The organism is Jiella marina (assembly GCF_024359545.1).
Taxonomy (GTDB): Bacteria; Pseudomonadota; Alphaproteobacteria; order Rhizobiales; family Rhizobiaceae; genus Jiella.
This window is the reverse complement of the sequence record NZ_JAKQZG010000002.1, coordinates 97077-113868: the sequence shown is the minus strand read 5'-3', so window position 1 is coordinate 113868 and position 16792 is coordinate 97077. Positions and strand designations below refer to the sequence as shown.

Below are 16792 nucleotides of genomic sequence, written 5' to 3'. Positions count from 1 at the left end.
CGGATTTCACCCCGCCTCGGGGAGTGCTATCTGGCTTGCAAAGTCTGCTCCCTGCGCTGTGTCAGTGCGAGAGCTCCACTCCAGATGCGTCCATTTCCATGATCGATCTGTCACGCCTGCGTCGCGAAGCCGTCGAGGCGCCTTCGAGCGGCATTGTCGCGATTTTGAACCATGTGCGGGGGCGCGAGGGCGTCATTCCGCTCTGGGCGGGCGAGGGCGACTTGTCGACGCCGGACTTCATCGCCGAGGCGACGGCCGAGAGCCTGAAGGCGGGTGAGACCTTCTATACCTATCAGCGCGGCCTGCCGGAGCTGCGTGAGGCGCTGTCGGCCTATTCGAGCCGGCTCTACGATCGCGATCTCCCCGCCGAGCGCTTCTTCGTCACCGGTTCGGGCATGCATGCGATCCACATGGCGCTGGCGGCGACCACCGGAGCCGGCGACGAGGCGATCTATTTCGGCCCGGCCTGGCCGAATTTCGCGGCGGCGGCCGGACTGGCCGGCGCGCGGCCGGTCGAGGTCGCGCTCGACTATTCCGAGGCCGGCTGGCAACTCGATCTCGACAAGCTCGCCGCTGCGATCACGCCGAAGACGCGTTCGCTCTTCGTCAACACGCCAGCGAACCCGACCGGATGGACCGCCGATCGAGAAACCCTGGCCTCGATCCTGAAGCTCGCCCGCGAGCGCGGCCTCGTCATCATCGCCGACGAGATCTACAGCCGCTTCTACTATGCCGGCGCCCGCGCGCCGTCCTTCCATGACGTGATGGCGGATGACGACCCGATCATCTTCATCAACTCCTTTTCCAAGAACTGGGCGATGACCGGCTGGCGCGTCGGCTGGATCGAGACGGCACCGGAACTGGGGGAGATCGTCGAGAACCTCGTGCAATACTCGAATTCCGGCGTCGCGGCCTTCATGCAGCGCGGCGCGGTCGCGGCGATCGAACAGGGCGAGAGATTCGTCGAAAGCCAGATCGAACGGGCGCACCGGGCGCGCGACATTTTCTGCTCGCGTCTTCAGGCCACCAACCGCGTTTCGATCACGCCGCCGGACGGAGCGTTCTACGCCTTCTTCAAGATCGACGGCATCGAGGACACGCGGGCCGCCGCCTTCACCATCGCCGACGAAGCGCGCATCGCCATTGCTCCGGGCACGGCGTTCGGCCCTGCGGGCGCGCCGTTCTTGCGCGCCTGCTTCCATCGCCGGCTGGACGAGGTCGAAGAAGCGGCGAACCGGCTGGCCGATTGGATCACGCGCTCCGAAACGGCGGCATGAGGGGGCCAGCTTTCGCGCGCTCGCGCGATCTTGTCCTCACGCTCGCGATCGGCGCCGCCGGCGGCCTGGTCGCCTCGGCTCTGTCATTGCCGGTGGCGTGGCTGCTCGGGCCGGTGATCGCCACGTCGCTGGCGAGCCTCGCCGGTGTCGACACCAACTTGCCTGATCTCCTGCGCACGCTTGCCTTTTTCGTTCTCGGCATTCAGGCGGGTTCCGGCGTTTCGCCGGAAGTCGTCGATCAGATCGCCGTCTGGCCGCTCTCCTTCGTCATTCAGCTCGTCGGCGTCTTCCTGGCGATCGTTCTTTGCTACGGCTTCCTACGCTGGGCCTTTGCGTGGGACCATGCCACTGCGCTGTTTGCGTCGCTTCCGGGAGCCTTGTCCTTCGTGATGGCGGCTGCGACCGAGACGAGGGCGGATCTGACCCGGGTGGCGATCGTCCAGAGCATCCGGCTCCTGCTTCTCATCGGGGCGCTTGTGCCGAGTCTTGCTTTTCTCGAGGGCGGCGGAGAGGCGGAAGCGGCGAGCCGAAGCGGGGAGGGCGGCACGCTGGTCGCCTATGCCGTGCTGTTTGCGTTCTGCGCCGCCACGGCCGCCCTATCGGCACGGCTGAAGGTGCCGGGCGGCATGATGCTCGGAGCGCTCATCGGAAGTGCGCTGCTCCACGGCTCGGACCTCGTCACGGTGTCGTTGCCGCCGAGCCTTGCCGTGCCGAGTCTGGTGCTGCTCGGCGTCCTGATCGGCTCGCGCCTCACCGGCATCGATCTACCGGCCTTCTTGCGGCTCTTGCCGGCGTCCATCGGCTGTTTCGCGCTCAGCCTCGCGGCCTGTGCCCTGGCTGGAGCGGCGGTCGTCGCGCTCTTGGAACTTGCGTCCGGAAAGGTAGCGCTCGCCTATGCGCCTGGCGCGCTGGAGGCGCTGACCGTTCTCGCCTTCCAGTTCGACATCGATCCGGCCTATGTCGCCGCGCACCATGTGATCCGGTTCATGGCGATCGCGATGATCGTCCCGTTCCTCGGGCGGAAGATCGCCCGCGACGAACTTGGCAGGGAAGAGCCGCGGCGTTCCGGGACGCAGTAGTCCGGCCGGAAATCAAGCGTCGATCGCCGCGAAGACGGAGGGGTTGGGCGCTTCCGCCTCGCCGCCGGCCGAACCCCATTCGACCGTCCAGGCGGCAAAGTCGTCCGAGATGGCCGTCAGGCGATAGGCACTGCCGGCGGCCACGAAGGCGGCGTCACCGGCCGTGATCGCGTTCGTCTCACTGTCCACATCAAGGGTGGCGTCGCCCGCCATGACGACGATCAGCATGTCCTGGCGGCTCTCGCCCTGCCGATCCTCTCCCCGCGGCGCATAGGCCTTGAGCGACATGGTGCCATGGGCCAGGGCTTCCACGTCGAACCTCCCGCACGGATGCTTGGCCGTGGCGGGGAGGGGCAGTTTGGTCAGGAAATCGGCGAGTGCGGCTTTCATTGGCGGTTCCTCTCGTTTGCGGAGCCGCCGTTATCGTCTCGGCTGGGCGGCTCAGCCGCCGGCTTGCGAAACCACCAGCGGTGTCACCTTCTGCGAACGCTCGGGACTCGCCGGGCGTTCCGCAGCGAAGGGGATGCCGATCGCGTGCCAGGTCTCGATCAGGGCGTCACGCAACGTCTCGATCAGCGCGTCGTCGTGCAGCGGCGTCGGCGTGATCCTGAGCCGCTCGGTGCCGCGCGGCACCGTCGGGTAGTTGATTGGCTGGATGTAGATGCCGTGAGTCTGAAGCAGGCGGTCGCTCGCCTTCTTGCAAAGGTCGGGATCGCCCACGAGCACCGGCACGATATGCGTGTCCGACGGCATGACCGGCAGGCCGGCTTCGGAAAAGACCGACTTGGCGCGAGCGGCTTGGCGCTGCTGGGCGTCGCGCTCGGCCTGGGAGGACTTCAAATGGCGGATCGAGGCGGTCGCCGCGGCGGCGAGCGCCGGCGGCAGCGCGGTGGTGAAGATGAAGCCCGGCGCATAGGAGCGCACGGAATCGATCAGCGCCTTGGTGCCGGTGATGTAGCCGCCCAGCACGCCGAACGCCTTGGCGAGCGTGCCCTCGATCACATCGATCCGGTGCGCGACGTCGTCACGCTCGGAAATGCCACCGCCGCGCGGTCCGTACATGCCGACGGCGTGGACCTCGTCGATATAGGTCATGGCGTTGTACTTGTCGGCGAGATCGCAGATTTCCGCGATCGGCGCCACGTCGCCATCCATGGAATAAACGCTCTCGAAGACGATCAGCTTCGGCCGGTCCGGCTCGATCGCCTGCAGGAGTTCCTCCAGATGGGCGAGGTCGTTGTGGCGGAAGATCTGCTTCTTCGCGCCGGACTTCCGCACGCCCTCGATCATCGAGGCGTGGTTCAGCTCGTCGGAGAGGATGACGCAGTTCGGCAGGAGTTTGGCGATGGTGGAGATGGAGGCCTCGTTCGACACGAAGCCGGACGTGAAGACCAACGCGGCTTCCTTGCCGTGGAGATCGGCCAGTTCTTTCTCGAGTTCCACCAGCGGATGATTGGTGCCGGAGATGTTGCGCGTGCCGCCTGCGCCAGAGCCCATCGCACCCGCCGTCTCCGTCATGGCAGTCACGACGTCCGGATGCTGGCCCATGCCGAGATAGTCGTTCGAGCACCAGACAGTGATTTCCCGCGCCTCGCCGTCATGCCGCCAGATCGCCCGCGGAAAGCGACCCGCAATCCGCTCCAGATCGGCGAAAACCCGGTAACGCCGCTCGGCGTGCAGGGCTTCGATCGCAGACGTGAAATGGCGCTGGTAGTCAATCATCGTGCACTCCTTGATCGGAACGGTTCTAAGTCCGCGATCGGGCATTGTCCATAAGGGCGAGTTTGAATTCTCCGCAACGCTGTCCAATTTATATGACACATAGTTTTGGAGAAATGACAAGTTATGTTGACATCGCCCAGGCATGCTGCGGGATATTTTTCGAAACCGCCTTGATCCAGCGCAAAGCGCCGCGATCAGACGCGGGAAGCCGTTAACGCATTGTTATGTCGAGGTCGTGCGCGATCCTTGTCGAATGGTCGCGTGCGGCGAAAAGACCGCTGCTAGGCCTCGTCGGAATTTTCCGAAGACCGATTCGCAGCAGGTCTCGTCTCGGGATCGGTTTGCCCGTCTCTGCGTTCTTTCGCTTCCGACTGAGGCCTGCGGCGGGCGCGGGCCTGATCCTTGCGCCGGGCCAGATTGGCGCGCAGGGCTTTTTGCAGGCGGGCCGCGCGGTCCGCTTGGGCTTTGTCCGCATCACGCTCGTTCATGGGCTGACATCTATGGCTTTCAAATTGGAAATGCCAGACGCGGCCTGGCCTTTCGCCGCAGGATACGAACGCTGGAATGAACGGGCGTGCATGATGGATGACAATCCGGCTTCAAAGCCGATAGAGCTTGCCGGATGTGAGGCGGGTCAAACCGCGACCGCGACGGGATCGCACTGAGGAAACGCATATCATGATCGAACGCATCGGCCTTGCTGCCGAGCTCTCCGCCTACACCGACCGAAACGGCCCGATCACGATCGGGCTCGCGGGCGCGGGCCAGATGGGCACGGACATTGTCGTCCAGACCGCGCTGATGACGGGCGTGCGCGTCGGCGCGATTGCCGCAAACTCCCCGCGCCGGCCGATGGAAGCGCTCGCCATGGCGGGCCACGGGCCGGAAAAGGGCATCGTTGCAAACGCTTCCACGGCGATCGATGCTGCGATCGAGAGCGGCAATATCGCCGTCACCGACGACATCGCGGCCATGTGCGAGGCCGGTCGGGTCGACGTGATCGTCGATGCCACGGGGAGCCCCGAAGTCGGCACGCGGCTGGCGCTTCTGGCGATCGAGCACGGCAAGCACATCGTCATGCTGAACGTCGAGGCCGACATCACCGTCGGCCGGCTCCTGTCGCGCAAGGCAAAGGAAGCAGGCGTCGTCTACACCGGGTCGGCGGGCGACGAGCCCGCTGCGACGCTGGAACTCATCGCCTTCGCGCAGGCGCTCGGGATGGAAGTGATCGCCGCAGGCAAGGGCAAGAACAATCCGCTGCGCCACGACGCGATCCCCGAGGAATACGAGGACGAAGCTCGCGAGCGCAACATGAATGCCCGCATGCTGGTCGAATTCATCGATGGTTCGAAGACCATGGTGGAAATGACCGCCATCGCCAATTCGACTGGGCTGAAACCCGATGTGCCGGGCATGCACGGGCCGTCCGCGACGATCGAGAATCTCGGTCAGGTGCTCTGCACCGCCGAAGACGGCGGCGTCCTGTCCCGCGCGGGCTGCGTCGATTACACGATCGGCAAGGGTGTCGCCCCAGGCGTCTTCTGCGTGGTCAAGCCGCGCCATCCCCGCGCGATCGAGCGCATGGCGGATCTAAAGGTCGGGCCCGGCCCGTGTTTCGGCCTCGTCCGGCCGTTTCATCTCACCAGCCTGGAAACGCCGCTGTCGGCGGCTCGGGCCGTCATGTATCGCCGCCCCGACATGGTGCCCGTCGACCGGCCGGTCGCCGAGTGCGGCGCGGTGGCCAAGCGCGCGTTGCAGCCCGGCGAGACGCTCGGGCGCATCGGCATGGCCGATTACCGCGGCTTCGCCATGACCTGGGACTATGCGCGCAAGGCGCGGGCGCTGCCGCTGGGACTCGCCGAGAAATCCCGCGTCAGCCGGCCGATCGCGGCGGGCGAGCTTTTGACCCACGACAATTGCGTCGCCGACGAAAGCCAGCTCGTCACCCGCATGCGCGCCGAACTCGACGCCGAAGATTGTCGCTTCGAGACCTGAGGCGGGCCAAACTGCGCCGCCGCTTCATCAGGCGGCGCGGGCTGTCTCGTCAGACCCGAGGCGGCGGGCTGCGCGCCGCCTCGAGCGCCGCTTCCAATCCCTTGGCGAGGATCAGACGCTCGTCGGCCGACAGCTCCTCCATGGCCCGGCCGATCGCACGCAATGGGTCGCGCTTGAGGGTCTGTACGGCCTTGTCGGTGAGTTCCAGCCGCTCCGCACGGCCACGGCCGATCGTGCCCATCTTGGTGACCAGTCCCTTCTCGATCAGCGTGCGCACCGTGCGGGCCACGGCGCCCGAGGCCAACCCCTGATGCCGGGCAAGATCGATCGCGGTGCGCATCTCCGGTTCGGCGGAATGGATGTAGCGCAAAGCCGACCACTGAGCCGGAAACAATTGCGCCGCATAGCCCTTGGAGTGGAGCCGCCGGGCGATCTGCTCGAACAGTCCGGTCAGGACCTCGATGGAATCCGCGTCAGCCATTCTGCTCCAGATCGCCCCGCTTCACCCTTGCGCCTGTCCGGCAGCCGCAGGCGGCATGGCCGGGCGGCATGAAGAGCAAACATAGTCGGACGGGCGCAATCTCCTACCCACGAAATGACCGCAAAAGCGCGGCAGAAGCTCACGCCCACGGCGACACGAGCCGGAATCCCGCCTCGCGGGATCAGCCAAGCCAATAAATTCGAAGGGGTTGGGTCAGGCGTCGGGTCTCGCCGTGGGTTTCGGCATGGAGCGCAAACAGGCGTTCGACTTCCTCCGCCATACGCTCGGCTTTTTCGCTGCGGCGCGGATCGACGGCGATCAGATGGTCGATGACGGACCGAGCGGATGGGTATTCGCGCTTTTCTTCGAACACCACGTTTCCCCTGAGCCGGAAGGTCTCCTCGCGCACCGCGTCGGCGATCGCCCTTGCGGCCGCTTCGCGAACCTCCGTCTCGTCTTCCACGGGGCGCATGACCTCGAACTGGCTGCCTTCGGCCAGGGGCTCGACGATCAGGACTGTTCCCTCCGGTTTCACGACACGCCGCGCCTCGCGGAGCGCCCGCGCCATGGCGTCCATGGGCACGTGATGCAGCGAATTGAGAAAGACCGCGGCGTCGAAGCCGTCATCCTCGAAGGGCAGCGATTCGGCTCCGCTGACCTCGAAGCTCAGCTCGGGCAGGGCCTTCCGGGCGTTGGCGACCGCGGTTTCGTTGGGGTCGATACCGGTTACCGAAAAGCCCTTCGCCGCCAACGCGCCTGCCAGGGCGCCGGCGCCGCAACCAATGTCGAGAACCCGCTTCGCGCCGGCGACGGACAGGCTCTCCGCGAGGACGGCATGCGCGTTGCCGGAGGCGAAGGCGGCGTTGAGAGCGGCGGGTGTCTGCATGGCAATGTCCGAGAGCTGGTGCACCAGGTGGCGCGAGGGAGGGGCGTTGTTGTTCGAGCGAACTTGGCAGGTCGCCCGGACTTCAACAAGGCCGGCCGACATGCCAAGAGAGCCTGACGGATTGGTGACACGCGCAAGGACGAGCTCGGCAGGAACGACCATGGACAAGCCAGACCCTCGGATCATCACCGGCCCGGCCCGGCCGGAGCATCGAACATGAGCGGCGTCGTGATTGCCGGCGGGGGGCAGGCCGGTTTCCAGGTCGCGGCGAGCCTTCGCCAGGGCGGCTATGCGGGCGAGATCACGCTGGTCTCGGCGGAAGCGCGCCATCCCTATCAGCGCCCGCCCCTGTCGAAGACCTACATCAAGACCGGCGCAGCCTTTGACAGCCTGCTTCTGAAGCCCGAGACCTTCTACGAGAAGAACGCCATCACCTTTCGCGGCGGCGAGAGGGTGACCGCCATCGACCGCGCCGCCGGCTGGGTGTCTCTCGGTTCGGGCGAGCAACTGACTTACGACCATCTGGTGCTGGCCACCGGAGCCTCGAACCGGGTTCTGCCGATCCCGGGCAGGGATCTGGCGGGCGTGCACCAGCTGCGCACGGCCGAAGATGCGGAAAAGCTGCGCGCCGATCTCGCGGACGCGAGCGACGTCGCGATCGTCGGCGGCGGCTTCATCGGTCTTGAAGTGGCCGCGGCCCTGCGCGCGCTAAACAAGCGCGTCATGGTCGTCGAGGCAGCCGATCGGCTGATGGGGCGCACGGTCTCCCAGGAGGTTTCCGCCTTCTTCCTCGCCGAACACCGCGCCATGGGAACCGAGATCCGCCTGAACACCGCGATTTCGGCGATCCTGGGCGAGGAACGCGTTCGAGCCGTCGCCTTGTCTGATGGCTCTGAACTTCCTGCCGACCTTGTCCTGATTGCCGCCGGCGTCGTCCCGAATGACGCGCTGGCTCGCGAGGCCGGGCTATCGACCGACAATGGCGTCGTGGTCGACCCGTTCATGGCGACCGACGATCCCCACATCTTCGCGATCGGCGATTGTGCGGCTTTCCACTCGGTTCATGCCGACCGCATGGTGCGGCTGGAATCGGTGCAGAACGCCGTCGATCAGGCAAAGCTCGTTGCCGCCCGCATTTTGGGGTCCGACGATCCCGCGACCCTTTCGCCATATCGCGCCGTGCCGTGGTTCTGGAGCGACCAAGGGCCTTACAAGCTGCAGATCGTCGGGCTGACCGCCGGCGCCGACCATGTCGAGATGGCGGATCTGGGCGAAGCTGGCAAGCTCGTCGCCTATTGCTTCAAGGGCGACCGGCTGCTCGGCATCGAGACCGTCAACCGGCCGGGCGAGCACATGCTGGGCCGGCGCATATTGGCTGAGGATTTGAGGATCGCGCGGGACGAGGTGGCCCATGCCGACTTTGATCTCAAGGCCCATGTCGCGGCGCTGCAGGCGCGGGGTTGAGGGCGGCGCCTGGGCACCCCCCTCTGCCTGCCGGCATCTCCCCCACAAGGGGGGAGAGTGGCAGCGTCGATGCCAGCGCAGAGACTGAGGCGTCGCAGATACGTAGAGGTTGGAGAGCAGAGGTTGGATGTCAGCCTTTCTCCCCCCTTTGTGGGGGAGATGCCGGCAGGCAGAGGGGGGTATCGAGCCGCGACGTCAAACCGCTTGCACGAATCCCATTCCTTCGAACCATCCCAAACTCTTGACCTTTTCCGTTCGCCCGGCGACGGTAGGTGCAAACTACGGCGCTCCGATGCGCCGGAGAGAATCGGAAGGGACCTGCCATAAGCGCCTCGACTTCGATCGCCGAACCCGGCGCTGCCGTGGGCTATACCGGCCCGCTCAGGCGGCTGACACGGCGTCTGGTCGGGGGCCGGACGGTGCCGGTGCTCACCGTCTGCCTCGCCATCGTCCTCGTCTGGTATCTCGCGGCCATCGGCCTCAACTGGCAGACCGAGACGCAGAAACTGACCCGGGCCGGCGACTACACGGTGGCCGAGGCGATCGCCGCTACCTGGTCCGCTCAGCGCCCGGTCCTGCCGGCGCCGCACCAGATCGTCGCCGAGGTCTGGAAGACGGTCTTCGATGTGCGCCCGACCTCGCCGCGCTCGCTGCTCTTCCACGCCTGGGTGACGCTCTCCTCGACGCTGCTCGGCTTCGTCATCGGCTCGGTTCTGGGCATCCTGATCGCCGTCGGCATCCTGCATTCAAGGACGCTCGACAAGAGCCTGATGCCCTGGATCATAACCTCTCAAACGATCCCGATCCTCGCCATCGCGCCGATGATCATCGTCGTCCTCAATTCGATCGGCGTCTCCGGTCTTCTGCCGAAGGCCTTCATCTCCACCTACCTCTCCTTCTTCCCGGTCACGGTCGGCATGGTGAAGGGCCTGCGCTCGCCCGACCGCATGCTGACCGATCTCATGCACACCTATTCCGCAACCCCGTTCCAGACGCTGATGAAGCTCCGCTTTCCCGCCTCGCTGCCCTTCCTGTTCACCTCGATGAAAGTGGCTGTCGCGGCCTCCCTCGTCGGCGCGATCGTCGGTGAATTGCCGACGGGCGCGGTCGCCGGGCTCGGCGCGCGGCTTCTCGCCGGCTCCTATTACGGACAGACGGTGCAGATCTGGTCGGCGCTGGTCATGGCGTCGGTGATGGCGGGCGTGCTGGTCTGGCTGGTGGGCCTCGCCGAACAGGCCGCGCTCAAGCGGCAGGGGGCAAGAGCGTGAGCGACGCCCGGCTCGCACCCGCGCTTGCCTCACGCGCGACTCCTGAAGCCCGGCTCGCGGCCTTCGCGCTTCTGACCGTGCTGCTTGCGACCGGCGCCTTCCTGCTGCTTCCGGTGGGGGGATGGCCCTTGCTCTTCGTCGGCCTTCTCTTCTGGGCTTCCGCCTGGGGGCTGACCAGTTCCCTGGCTGCCCTTTCGCCGGCCTCGAAAGCGCTCGACCGGCTTCTTTCGATCGCCATCCCGGCCCTCTTCGGCGTGACCATCCTGGTGCTGTGGGAGCTCATCGTGCGAGGTCTCAACGTTCCGCCCGTGCTCCTCCCGCCGCCCACCGCGATCGGCAGCGAGATCGCGGACTCGACCCATTTGCTCTGGGCGGATTTCGTCCAGACCTTTCTCAAGGCGGTGATCGCCGGCTACGTCCTCGGCTGCGGCGCCGGGTTTCTCACGGCGATCCTCATCGACCGTTCGCCCTTCCTGAAACGCGGGCTTCTGCCGATCGGCAATCTCGTTTCGGCGCTGCCGATCATCGGCGTCGCGCCGATCATGGTGATGTGGTTCGGCTTCGACTGGCCGTCCAAGGCGGCGGTTGTCGTGGTCATGGTGTTCTTTCCGATGCTGGTGAACACGGTGGCCGGGCTGAACGCCGCGAGCGCCATGGAACGGGACCTGATGCGCACCTATGCCGCGTCCCACTGGCAGAGCCTTTTGAAGCTGCGGCTGCCCGCAGCCATGCCCTTCGTCTTCAACGCCTTGAAAATCAACGCGACATTGGCTCTGATCGGGGCGATTGTCGCGGAGTTCTTCGGCACGCCCATCGTCGGCATGGGCTTTCGCATCTCGGCCGAGATCGGCCGCATGAACACGCCCATGGTCTGGGCCGAAATCGCCGTCGCGGCGCTGGTCGGTTCGCTTTCCTACGGGCTGATCGCGCTGCTCGAGCGGCGAGCAACCTTCTGGCATCCGTCGATCCGCAAGGGATAGGCGGCAGAGTAACGGCAACAGGGAAGACAAGCAGATGAAGACAGCATTGATCGGCGCCGCAGTCTCGCTCGGCCTCATGGCTTCCGCCTCCACGGCGGGCGCGCAGGAACTCGACCCGCTGACCCTGCAGCTCAAATGGGTAACTCAGGGCCAGTTCGCCGGCTATTACGTCGCCAAGGACAAGGGCTATTACGAAGAGGCCGGCCTCGACGTGACGATCAAGCCGGGCGGTCCGGACATCGCGCCGGAGCAGGTGATCGCCGGCGGCGGCGCCGACGTCATCGTCGACTGGATGCCGGCGGCGCTCGCCGCTCGGGAAAAGGGCCTCGCCCTCGTCAACATCGCCCAGCCCTTCGAGAAATCCGGCATGGAGCTCACCTGCCTGAAGGAATCGGGCATCGAGAGCCCCGAGAATTTCAAGGGCAAGACGCTGGGCGTCTGGTTCTCCGGCAACGAGTACCCGTTCCTGTCCTGGATGTCGAAGCTCGGCCTTTCGACCGAGGGCGGTGACGAAGGCGTCACCGTCATCAAGCAGGGCTTCAACGTTGATCCGCTTCTCCAGAAGCAGGCCGACTGCATCTCGACCATGACCTATAACGAGTACTGGCAGGTGATCGACGCCGGCATTCCCGAGGAAGATCTGATCGTCTTCAAATATGACGACCAGGGCGTCGCGACCCTCGAAGACGGCCTCTACGTTCTGGAAGAGAGCCTCGAAGACCCGGAGATGGTCGACAAGCTGGCCCGCTTCGTGAAGGCCTCCATGCGGGGTTGGGAGTATGCGGCCGAGAATCCGGACGAGGCAGCGGAGATCGTGCTCGACAACGATATGACCGGTGCCCAGACCGAACAGCACCAGCAGCGCATGGTCCGCGAGATCAACAAGCTGGTCGGCGATTCCGACGGCACGCTCGACACGTCTGCCGCCGAGACGACGGTCGACGTTCTGATGTCTGGCGGCTCCGATCCGGTCATCACCAAGGAGCCCGAAGGCGCCTGGGTCTCGACGGTCACCGACAAGATGAAGGAGATGTGAGCCGGGCTAGGGCTCGCATCTGAAGGCAAGATCGCAGCGGGCCGGAGATGACTCCGGCCCGCTTTGTGTTCGGGGTATGTGAGCCCCTGTGCTCCGCGCTATGCGGAGGCGCGGGATGCCGGGTGGCTGAGGGCGGCAACAACGCCGCGCAGCTCGGCGAGGCCTTTCAGCCGGCCTATCGCCGGATAGCCCGGCTGGGCCTTGCGGCCGAGATCGTCGAGAATGTCCTGGCCGTGATCCGGGCGGAACGGGATCTCGGCATCGGCGCGGCCGGCATCGCGGCGCCGCTTCTCCTCGGCGAGCGCCGCGGCGACGAGCGCCACCATGTCTGTATCGCCAGCCAGATGCTCCGCCTCGTAGAAGGAGACGGGCAGGCTCTGATCTTCGCGGATCGTGTTTCGCAAATGCAGGAAATGCACCCGGTCGCCGAGCCGCTGCATCATGCCGGGCAGGTCGTTGTCGGACCGGACCCCAAGCGAGCCAGAGCACAGCGTGATGCCATTGGCGCGAAGATCGACCGCGTCTATCACGGAGCGGTACTGCGCTTCGGTGGACATGATCCGGGGCAGGCCCAGCAGCGGGAAGGGCGGATCGTCGGGGTGACAGCATAGTCGCATGCCGAGGTCTTCAGCGACCGGGGCGACCTCTTCGAGGAAGGCCACGAAATGGCTGCGAAGCTGGTTCTCGTCGATCGCGGCGTATTCGCTGAGATGGGCGCGGACGTCCTCCAGGCTGAACGTCTCGGCGGCGCCGGGCAGTCCGAAGACGACGTTGCCAGCCAGCGCCTTCCGACGCTCCGCGCTCATTTCGGCGAAGCGTTCCTCGGCCGCTGCCACGATCTCCTCTGGAAAGCTCTCGCGGCTGCCGGGACGGGCAAGAATGAAGATGTCGAAGGCGGCGAAATCGATCACGTCGAAGCGCATCGCTGTGCCGCCATGGGCAACCCGATAGGCGAGATCGGTTCGCGTCCAGTCGAGCACCGGCATGAAATTGTAGCAGATGGTCTGGATGCCTGCGTCGCCGAGATGCTTCAGGCTGGTCTTGTAATTCGCGATATGCTCGCGCCAGGCGCCGCGCTGCTTCTTGACGTCCTCGGAGACAGGCAGACTTTCGACGACTTCCCAAGCGATGCCGGATGGCGAGCCGTCGGCGCGGGTCGCGATCTGGCGCTGTCGCTCGGCGATCGCCTCCGGCGCCCAGACCGCGCCAGTCGCGACGTGGTGGAGGGCGGAGACGACGCCTTCGACGCCGGCCTGCAGCATGTCGTCGATCGAAACGAGATCGTTGGGTCCGAACCACCGCCATGTCTGCCGCATTGCCAAATCCTCCCCGCGCCGTGACCTCGGCCCCTTATCCTCGTGGCCTGCTAGCAAACTCCAGTCCTGTTGACTAGTATGGTAGCACTCATGCATAGAGGCCGAACGACGGCGCCAGAACACGGCGCCGCGCCGTTTTCGGCCCTTTCGAGGGCTGAAATCAGGCTTCACCAACTGTAGCGCTCGCCATGCCAGGGCAATGCCGGGAGGCATCCCGGGCTCTTCGAGGCGGTTGCCGAAGATGGCGGGTCATGGTTCGAATGGTCGCCCGGAAAATGCCGGCGATCACGTCGCAAAACAGGGAGGAAATCCTATGCTGAAATCATTCTCGTACAAGACGCCCATGATTGCCGCCGGGCTCGCGGCTCTCCTCATGTCGGGCTCCGCGCTCGCACAGGAGATGACGCTCAAGCTCGGCCATCTGGCCAATGAGGAGAACTCCTGGCACAAGGCGTCGGTGAAGTTCGGCGAAGAGCTCGAAGCTCTCACCGACGGACGCATCGCCGTCGAGGTCTATCCGAACGAGTCGCTCGGCGCCGAAATGGACCTCATCAACGGCATGCAGCTCGGCACCGCCGACATGACCATCACCGGCGAGTCGCTGCAGAACTGGGCGCCGATGGCTGCCCTTCTCGCCGTGCCTTATGCCTACAAGTCTCTGGAAGACATGGACGAAGTCGCCGGCGGCGAGATCGGCGATGAGATCGAGGCCCAGATCATCGAGAAGGCGCAGATCCGCCCGATCGCCTATTTCGCCCGCGGCCCGCGCAATCTGACCTCCAACCGCCCGATCGAGTCGCCCGACGATCTGAACGGCCTGAAGCTTCGCGTGCCGAACGTGCCGCTCTTCGTCGACGTCTGGAAGTCGCTGGGCGCCCAGCCGACGCCGATGGCCTTTTCGGAAGTGTTCACCTCGCTGCAGAACGGTACGATCGACGCCCAGGAAAACCCGCTGGCGCTGATCAATTCGGCGAATTTCGCCGAGGTCCAGGACTATGTGAACCTCACCGAGCATGTCCGCTCCTGGATCTATCTGACGATCTCCGAGCAGACCTGGAACCAGCTTTCCGACGAGGACAAGGACGCGGTCATGGAAGCCGCCAAGCGCGCCCAGGACTATGAGCGCGAACTGTTCCTGGCTGACGAGAAGCAGCTCGTCGACACCTTGAAGGAAAAGGGCATGGAATTCGTCGAGGTCGACAAGGACGCCTATGCCGCCAAGGCCAAGGATGCCGTGCTCGCCAATGTCAATGACGAGATCAAGCCCACGGTCGAAGAGCTCTTCGCAAACTGACGGCGTCCTCCCAAGCACCGTCCATGCGACGCCCCGGCACAGTCTTCGGTCTGCCGGGGCGTCTTGTCTTATACCGACGCGCTTGAAAGCACGGCTTTCAGGCGCGTCGGTCAGTCCGCGCGGCGATTGAGCGTCTTGTCGAATGAGAAATGGCCCCAGGTTCATTTCATCCGCTCGACGGTATTATCGAGACAGGGAAACCGGGCATGCTGGTAAAGATCGATCGCGCTCTCACGCTTGTGTGCCAGGTGGGCACCGGGCTCGGCTTCGCCAGCCTCATCGTCGCGGTCACGGTTCAGGTGGTCGGCCGGTCCATCCTGAACGATTCGCCGCCCTGGACCGAGGAGCTCACCCGCTATTCGCTTCTGTGGCTCGTCGCCTTCGGCACCGGCCTTTCCTTGAAGAGCGGCGATCTCGTCAATGTCGACATCGTCTCGGAATCCCTGCCCGGGCGCTTCCCCTTCATTCTCAGATTGGTCTGCGCGCTGATCACCGCCGGTTTCTGTGCTGCGCTTCTCTGGCCGGCCTGGCGCTTCACCTCCATCGGGGTCATGCAGACCTCGCCCGTCCTGAAGTTCCGCATGGACTTCATCCATGCAAGCGTTCTCACCCTTCTCGTACTTCTTGGTGTCTTTGCGGCGTTCCGCGTTCTGGAAATGCTGACGGGAAAGAGCAACGGCAAGCCTGAGAACGCGGCGGAGCCGCATCCATGAACCTCGCGATCCTTCTCGGGACCTTCGTCCTTGGCCTTGTCATCGGCCTTCCCGTGGCCGTCGTCCTCGGCGTGGCCTCGCTCGCCTATCTCGTCGCCGCCGGCATTCCGCTGGTGGTGATTCCGCAGAAGATGTACGCCGGGATGGACGTCTTCGTCCTCCTGTCGATCCCCGGCTTCATCCTGGCCGGCAATCTGATGAACCATGGCGGCATCACCGCGCGCATCGTGCGCTTCGCCAATGCGCTCGTCGGCTGGCTGCGCGGCGGGCTGGGTCTGTCCAACGTTGCCGCCTCAATGCTGTTCGGCGGCATTTCGGGCACGGCCGTCGCCGATGCCGCCTCGATCGGCGGGGTGATGATCCCCGGCATGAAGAAGGCCGGCTATCCCGGCGACTTTTCCGCCGCCGTCACCGCCGCGTCCTCGACCGTCGGGCCGATCATCCCGCCCTCGGTGCCGATGATCATCGTCGGTTCGCTCTCGGGCATTTCGGTCGGGCGGATGTTCATGGCGGGCGCCATTCCCGGCTTCCTGCTCGGTCTCGCCATGATGGTGACGACCTATCTGATCGCCGTACGCAAGGGATTTCCCCGCCAGCCCTGGCAGGGCGTCGGCGAACTCGGCCGCTCCTTTCTCGACGCGTTCTGGGCGCTGTTCATGACCGGTCTGATCGTCGGCAGCCTGCTTTCCGGCAAGGTCACGCCGACGGAAACCGCCGTCGTCGCCAGTATCTACGCTTTCGTCGTCGGGGCCTTCATCTATCGCGAATTGCCGCTGCGGGCGGTGCCGAAGGTTCTGATCGACTCGGCCGTGGCCTCCGCGGCGATCCTGGCTCTCGTCGGGTTCGCCAACGTGTTCGGCTGGATCCTCGTTTCCGAACGCATTCCCCAGGCGATCGCAGAGACCGTTCTGTCGATCACCGACAACAAGTTCGTGGTCATTCTCCTGATCAACATCTTCCTGCTGTTCATCGGCATGTTCATGGAGACGATCGCCGCGCTGATCGTCCTCTTCGTGCCACTCCTGTCGCTCGCGACCAGCGTCGGCATCGATCCGATCCATTTCGCGACCTTCGCCGTCCTCAATCTGATGATCGGTCTGACGACCCCGCCCGTCGGCGTCTGCCTCTTCGTCTGCGCGAACATCGCCCGGTTGCCGCTGGCGCCGGTGGTGCGCGCGATCACGCCCTTCATCCTGACCAATATCGCGATCCTGCTTCTCGTCTCCTATGTGCCGGCCTTTTCCACATGGCTGCCGTCCATCCTGTTCGATTGAGAAATCC

The 16792-nt window shown here is 65.1% G+C and carries 16 protein-coding genes; 10 read left to right on the top strand and 6 right to left on the bottom strand.

Going from position 1 to position 16792, the window contains the following annotated elements:
• Window positions 1-98 precede the first annotated feature (98 nt).
• Together MF134_RS04065 and MF134_RS04060 are read left to right on the top strand one after the other, a co-directional pair.
• Entirely contained in the window at window positions 99-1277 is a 1179-nt protein-coding gene (locus MF134_RS04065) for a pyridoxal phosphate-dependent aminotransferase (protein WP_255338125.1), read from the top strand.
• Window positions 1274-2356 (top strand): AbrB family transcriptional regulator, encoded by a 1083-nt coding sequence (locus tag MF134_RS04060; protein WP_255338124.1) that lies wholly within the window; start codon window positions 1274-1276, stop codon window positions 2354-2356. The genes MF134_RS04065 and MF134_RS04060 overlap by 4 nt, the downstream gene beginning before the upstream one ends.
• 12 nt (window positions 2357-2368) lie before the next feature.
• Here MF134_RS04060 and MF134_RS04055 read toward each other — a convergent pair whose 3' ends face one another.
• From MF134_RS04055 to MF134_RS04045, 3 genes are all read right to left on the bottom strand, one after another.
• Window positions 2369-2746, bottom strand: coding sequence for a cupin domain-containing protein (locus tag MF134_RS04055; protein ID WP_255338123.1), 378 nt, complete (start codon window positions 2744-2746; stop codon window positions 2369-2371).
• Between the two features lie 51 nt (window positions 2747-2797).
• Window positions 2798-4075, bottom strand: a complete 1278-nt coding sequence (gene hemA, locus MF134_RS04050) for a 5-aminolevulinate synthase (RefSeq protein ID WP_255338520.1) — start codon at window positions 4073-4075, stop codon at window positions 2798-2800.
• A 284-nt stretch (window positions 4076-4359) separates the two neighbouring features.
• The gene (locus MF134_RS04045) at window positions 4360-4566 is read right to left on the bottom strand and encodes a hypothetical protein (RefSeq protein WP_255338122.1); all 207 of its coding nucleotides are present in this window, start codon (window positions 4564-4566) and stop codon (window positions 4360-4362) included.
• Between the two features lie 190 nt (window positions 4567-4756).
• Here MF134_RS04045 and MF134_RS04040 point away from each other — a divergent pair, with 190 nt between their 5' ends.
• On the top strand, window positions 4757-6073 hold the full coding sequence (locus MF134_RS04040) for an NAD(P)H-dependent oxidoreductase (protein ID WP_255338121.1): 1317 nt from the start codon (window positions 4757-4759) through the stop codon (window positions 6071-6073).
• Between the two features lie 49 nt (window positions 6074-6122).
• Here MF134_RS04040 and MF134_RS04035 read toward each other — a convergent pair whose 3' ends face one another.
• On the bottom strand, window positions 6123-6554 hold the full coding sequence (locus MF134_RS04035) for a MarR family winged helix-turn-helix transcriptional regulator (protein WP_255338120.1): 432 nt from the start codon (window positions 6552-6554) through the stop codon (window positions 6123-6125).
• 181 nt (window positions 6555-6735) lie between these two features.
• Window positions 6736-7602 carry a class I SAM-dependent methyltransferase gene (locus tag MF134_RS04030; protein WP_255338519.1) on the bottom strand — a complete coding sequence of 289 codons (867 nt, stop codon included), beginning with the start codon at window positions 7600-7602 and terminating at the stop codon, window positions 6736-6738.
• Between the two features lie 54 nt (window positions 7603-7656).
• Between MF134_RS04030 and MF134_RS04025 the strand changes: the two genes are divergently transcribed.
• The 4 genes from MF134_RS04025 (at window position 7657) to MF134_RS04010 (ending at window position 12188) form a co-directional block, all read left to right on the top strand.
• Entirely contained in the window at window positions 7657-8904 is a 1248-nt protein-coding gene (locus MF134_RS04025) for an NAD(P)/FAD-dependent oxidoreductase (protein ID WP_255338119.1), read from the top strand.
• A gap of 362 nt (window positions 8905-9266) precedes the next feature.
• A complete protein-coding gene (locus MF134_RS04020) occupies window positions 9267-10172 on the top strand; it encodes an ABC transporter permease (RefSeq protein ID WP_255338118.1) in 906 nt (301 codons plus the stop codon).
• Between the two features lie 113 nt (window positions 10173-10285).
• Entirely contained in the window at window positions 10286-11152 is an 867-nt protein-coding gene (locus tag MF134_RS04015) for an ABC transporter permease (protein WP_457589950.1), read from the top strand.
• 76 nt (window positions 11153-11228) lie between these two features.
• Window positions 11229-12188: an ABC transporter substrate-binding protein gene (locus MF134_RS04010; protein ID WP_255338517.1), complete on the top strand. Its 960-nt coding sequence runs from the start codon at window positions 11229-11231 to the stop codon at window positions 12186-12188.
• A 98-nt stretch (window positions 12189-12286) separates the two neighbouring features.
• Here MF134_RS04010 and uxuA read toward each other — a convergent pair whose 3' ends face one another.
• Window positions 12287-13504 (bottom strand): mannonate dehydratase, encoded by a 1218-nt coding sequence (uxuA, locus tag MF134_RS04005; protein ID WP_255338117.1) that lies wholly within the window; start codon window positions 13502-13504, stop codon window positions 12287-12289.
• A gap of 313 nt (window positions 13505-13817) precedes the next feature.
• Here uxuA and MF134_RS04000 point away from each other — a divergent pair, with 313 nt between their 5' ends.
• The 3 genes from MF134_RS04000 to MF134_RS03990 all read left to right on the top strand — a co-directional run bounded on the left by MF134_RS04000 (window position 13818) and on the right by MF134_RS03990 (window position 16785).
• Window positions 13818-14798 (top strand): TRAP transporter substrate-binding protein, encoded by a 981-nt coding sequence (locus MF134_RS04000; protein WP_255338116.1) that lies wholly within the window; start codon window positions 13818-13820, stop codon window positions 14796-14798.
• A 206-nt stretch (window positions 14799-15004) separates the two neighbouring features.
• Window positions 15005-15511 (top strand): TRAP transporter small permease, encoded by a 507-nt coding sequence (locus MF134_RS03995; protein WP_255338115.1) that lies wholly within the window; start codon window positions 15005-15007, stop codon window positions 15509-15511.
• Window positions 15508-16785, top strand: coding sequence for a TRAP transporter large permease (locus tag MF134_RS03990; protein WP_255338114.1), 1278 nt, complete (start codon window positions 15508-15510; stop codon window positions 16783-16785). Before MF134_RS03995 ends, MF134_RS03990 begins: the two co-directional genes overlap by 4 nt.
• The last annotated feature ends 7 nt before the right edge of the window (window positions 16786-16792 follow it).

Coding starts and splice junctions, on each gene's coding strand:
- MF134_RS04045 (WP_255338122.1), bottom strand. CDS start 4,566: ATGAACGAGCGTGATGCGGACAAAGCCCAAGCGGACCGCGCGGCCCGC.
- uxuA (WP_255338117.1), bottom strand. CDS start 13,504: ATGCGGCAGACATGGCGGTGGTTCGGACCCAACGATCTCGTTTCGATC.
- MF134_RS04030 (WP_255338519.1), bottom strand. CDS start 7,602: ATGGTCGTTCCTGCCGAGCTCGTCCTTGCGCGTGTCACCAATCCGTCA.
- MF134_RS04040 (WP_255338121.1), top strand. CDS start 4,757: ATGATCGAACGCATCGGCCTTGCTGCCGAGCTCTCCGCCTACACCGAC.
- MF134_RS04025 (WP_255338119.1), top strand. CDS start 7,657: ATGAGCGGCGTCGTGATTGCCGGCGGGGGGCAGGCCGGTTTCCAGGTC.
- MF134_RS04060 (WP_255338124.1), top strand. CDS start 1,274: ATGAGGGGGCCAGCTTTCGCGCGCTCGCGCGATCTTGTCCTCACGCTC.
- MF134_RS03995 (WP_255338115.1), top strand. CDS start 15,005: ATGCTGGTAAAGATCGATCGCGCTCTCACGCTTGTGTGCCAGGTGGGC.
- MF134_RS04065 (WP_255338125.1), top strand. CDS start 99: ATGATCGATCTGTCACGCCTGCGTCGCGAAGCCGTCGAGGCGCCTTCG.
- MF134_RS04000 (WP_255338116.1), top strand. CDS start 13,818: ATGCTGAAATCATTCTCGTACAAGACGCCCATGATTGCCGCCGGGCTC.
- MF134_RS04035 (WP_255338120.1), bottom strand. CDS start 6,554: ATGGCTGACGCGGATTCCATCGAGGTCCTGACCGGACTGTTCGAGCAG.
- MF134_RS04055 (WP_255338123.1), bottom strand. CDS start 2,746: ATGAAAGCCGCACTCGCCGATTTCCTGACCAAACTGCCCCTCCCCGCC.
- MF134_RS03990 (WP_255338114.1), top strand. CDS start 15,508: ATGAACCTCGCGATCCTTCTCGGGACCTTCGTCCTTGGCCTTGTCATC.
- MF134_RS04010 (WP_255338517.1), top strand. CDS start 11,229: ATGGCTTCCGCCTCCACGGCGGGCGCGCAGGAACTCGACCCGCTGACC.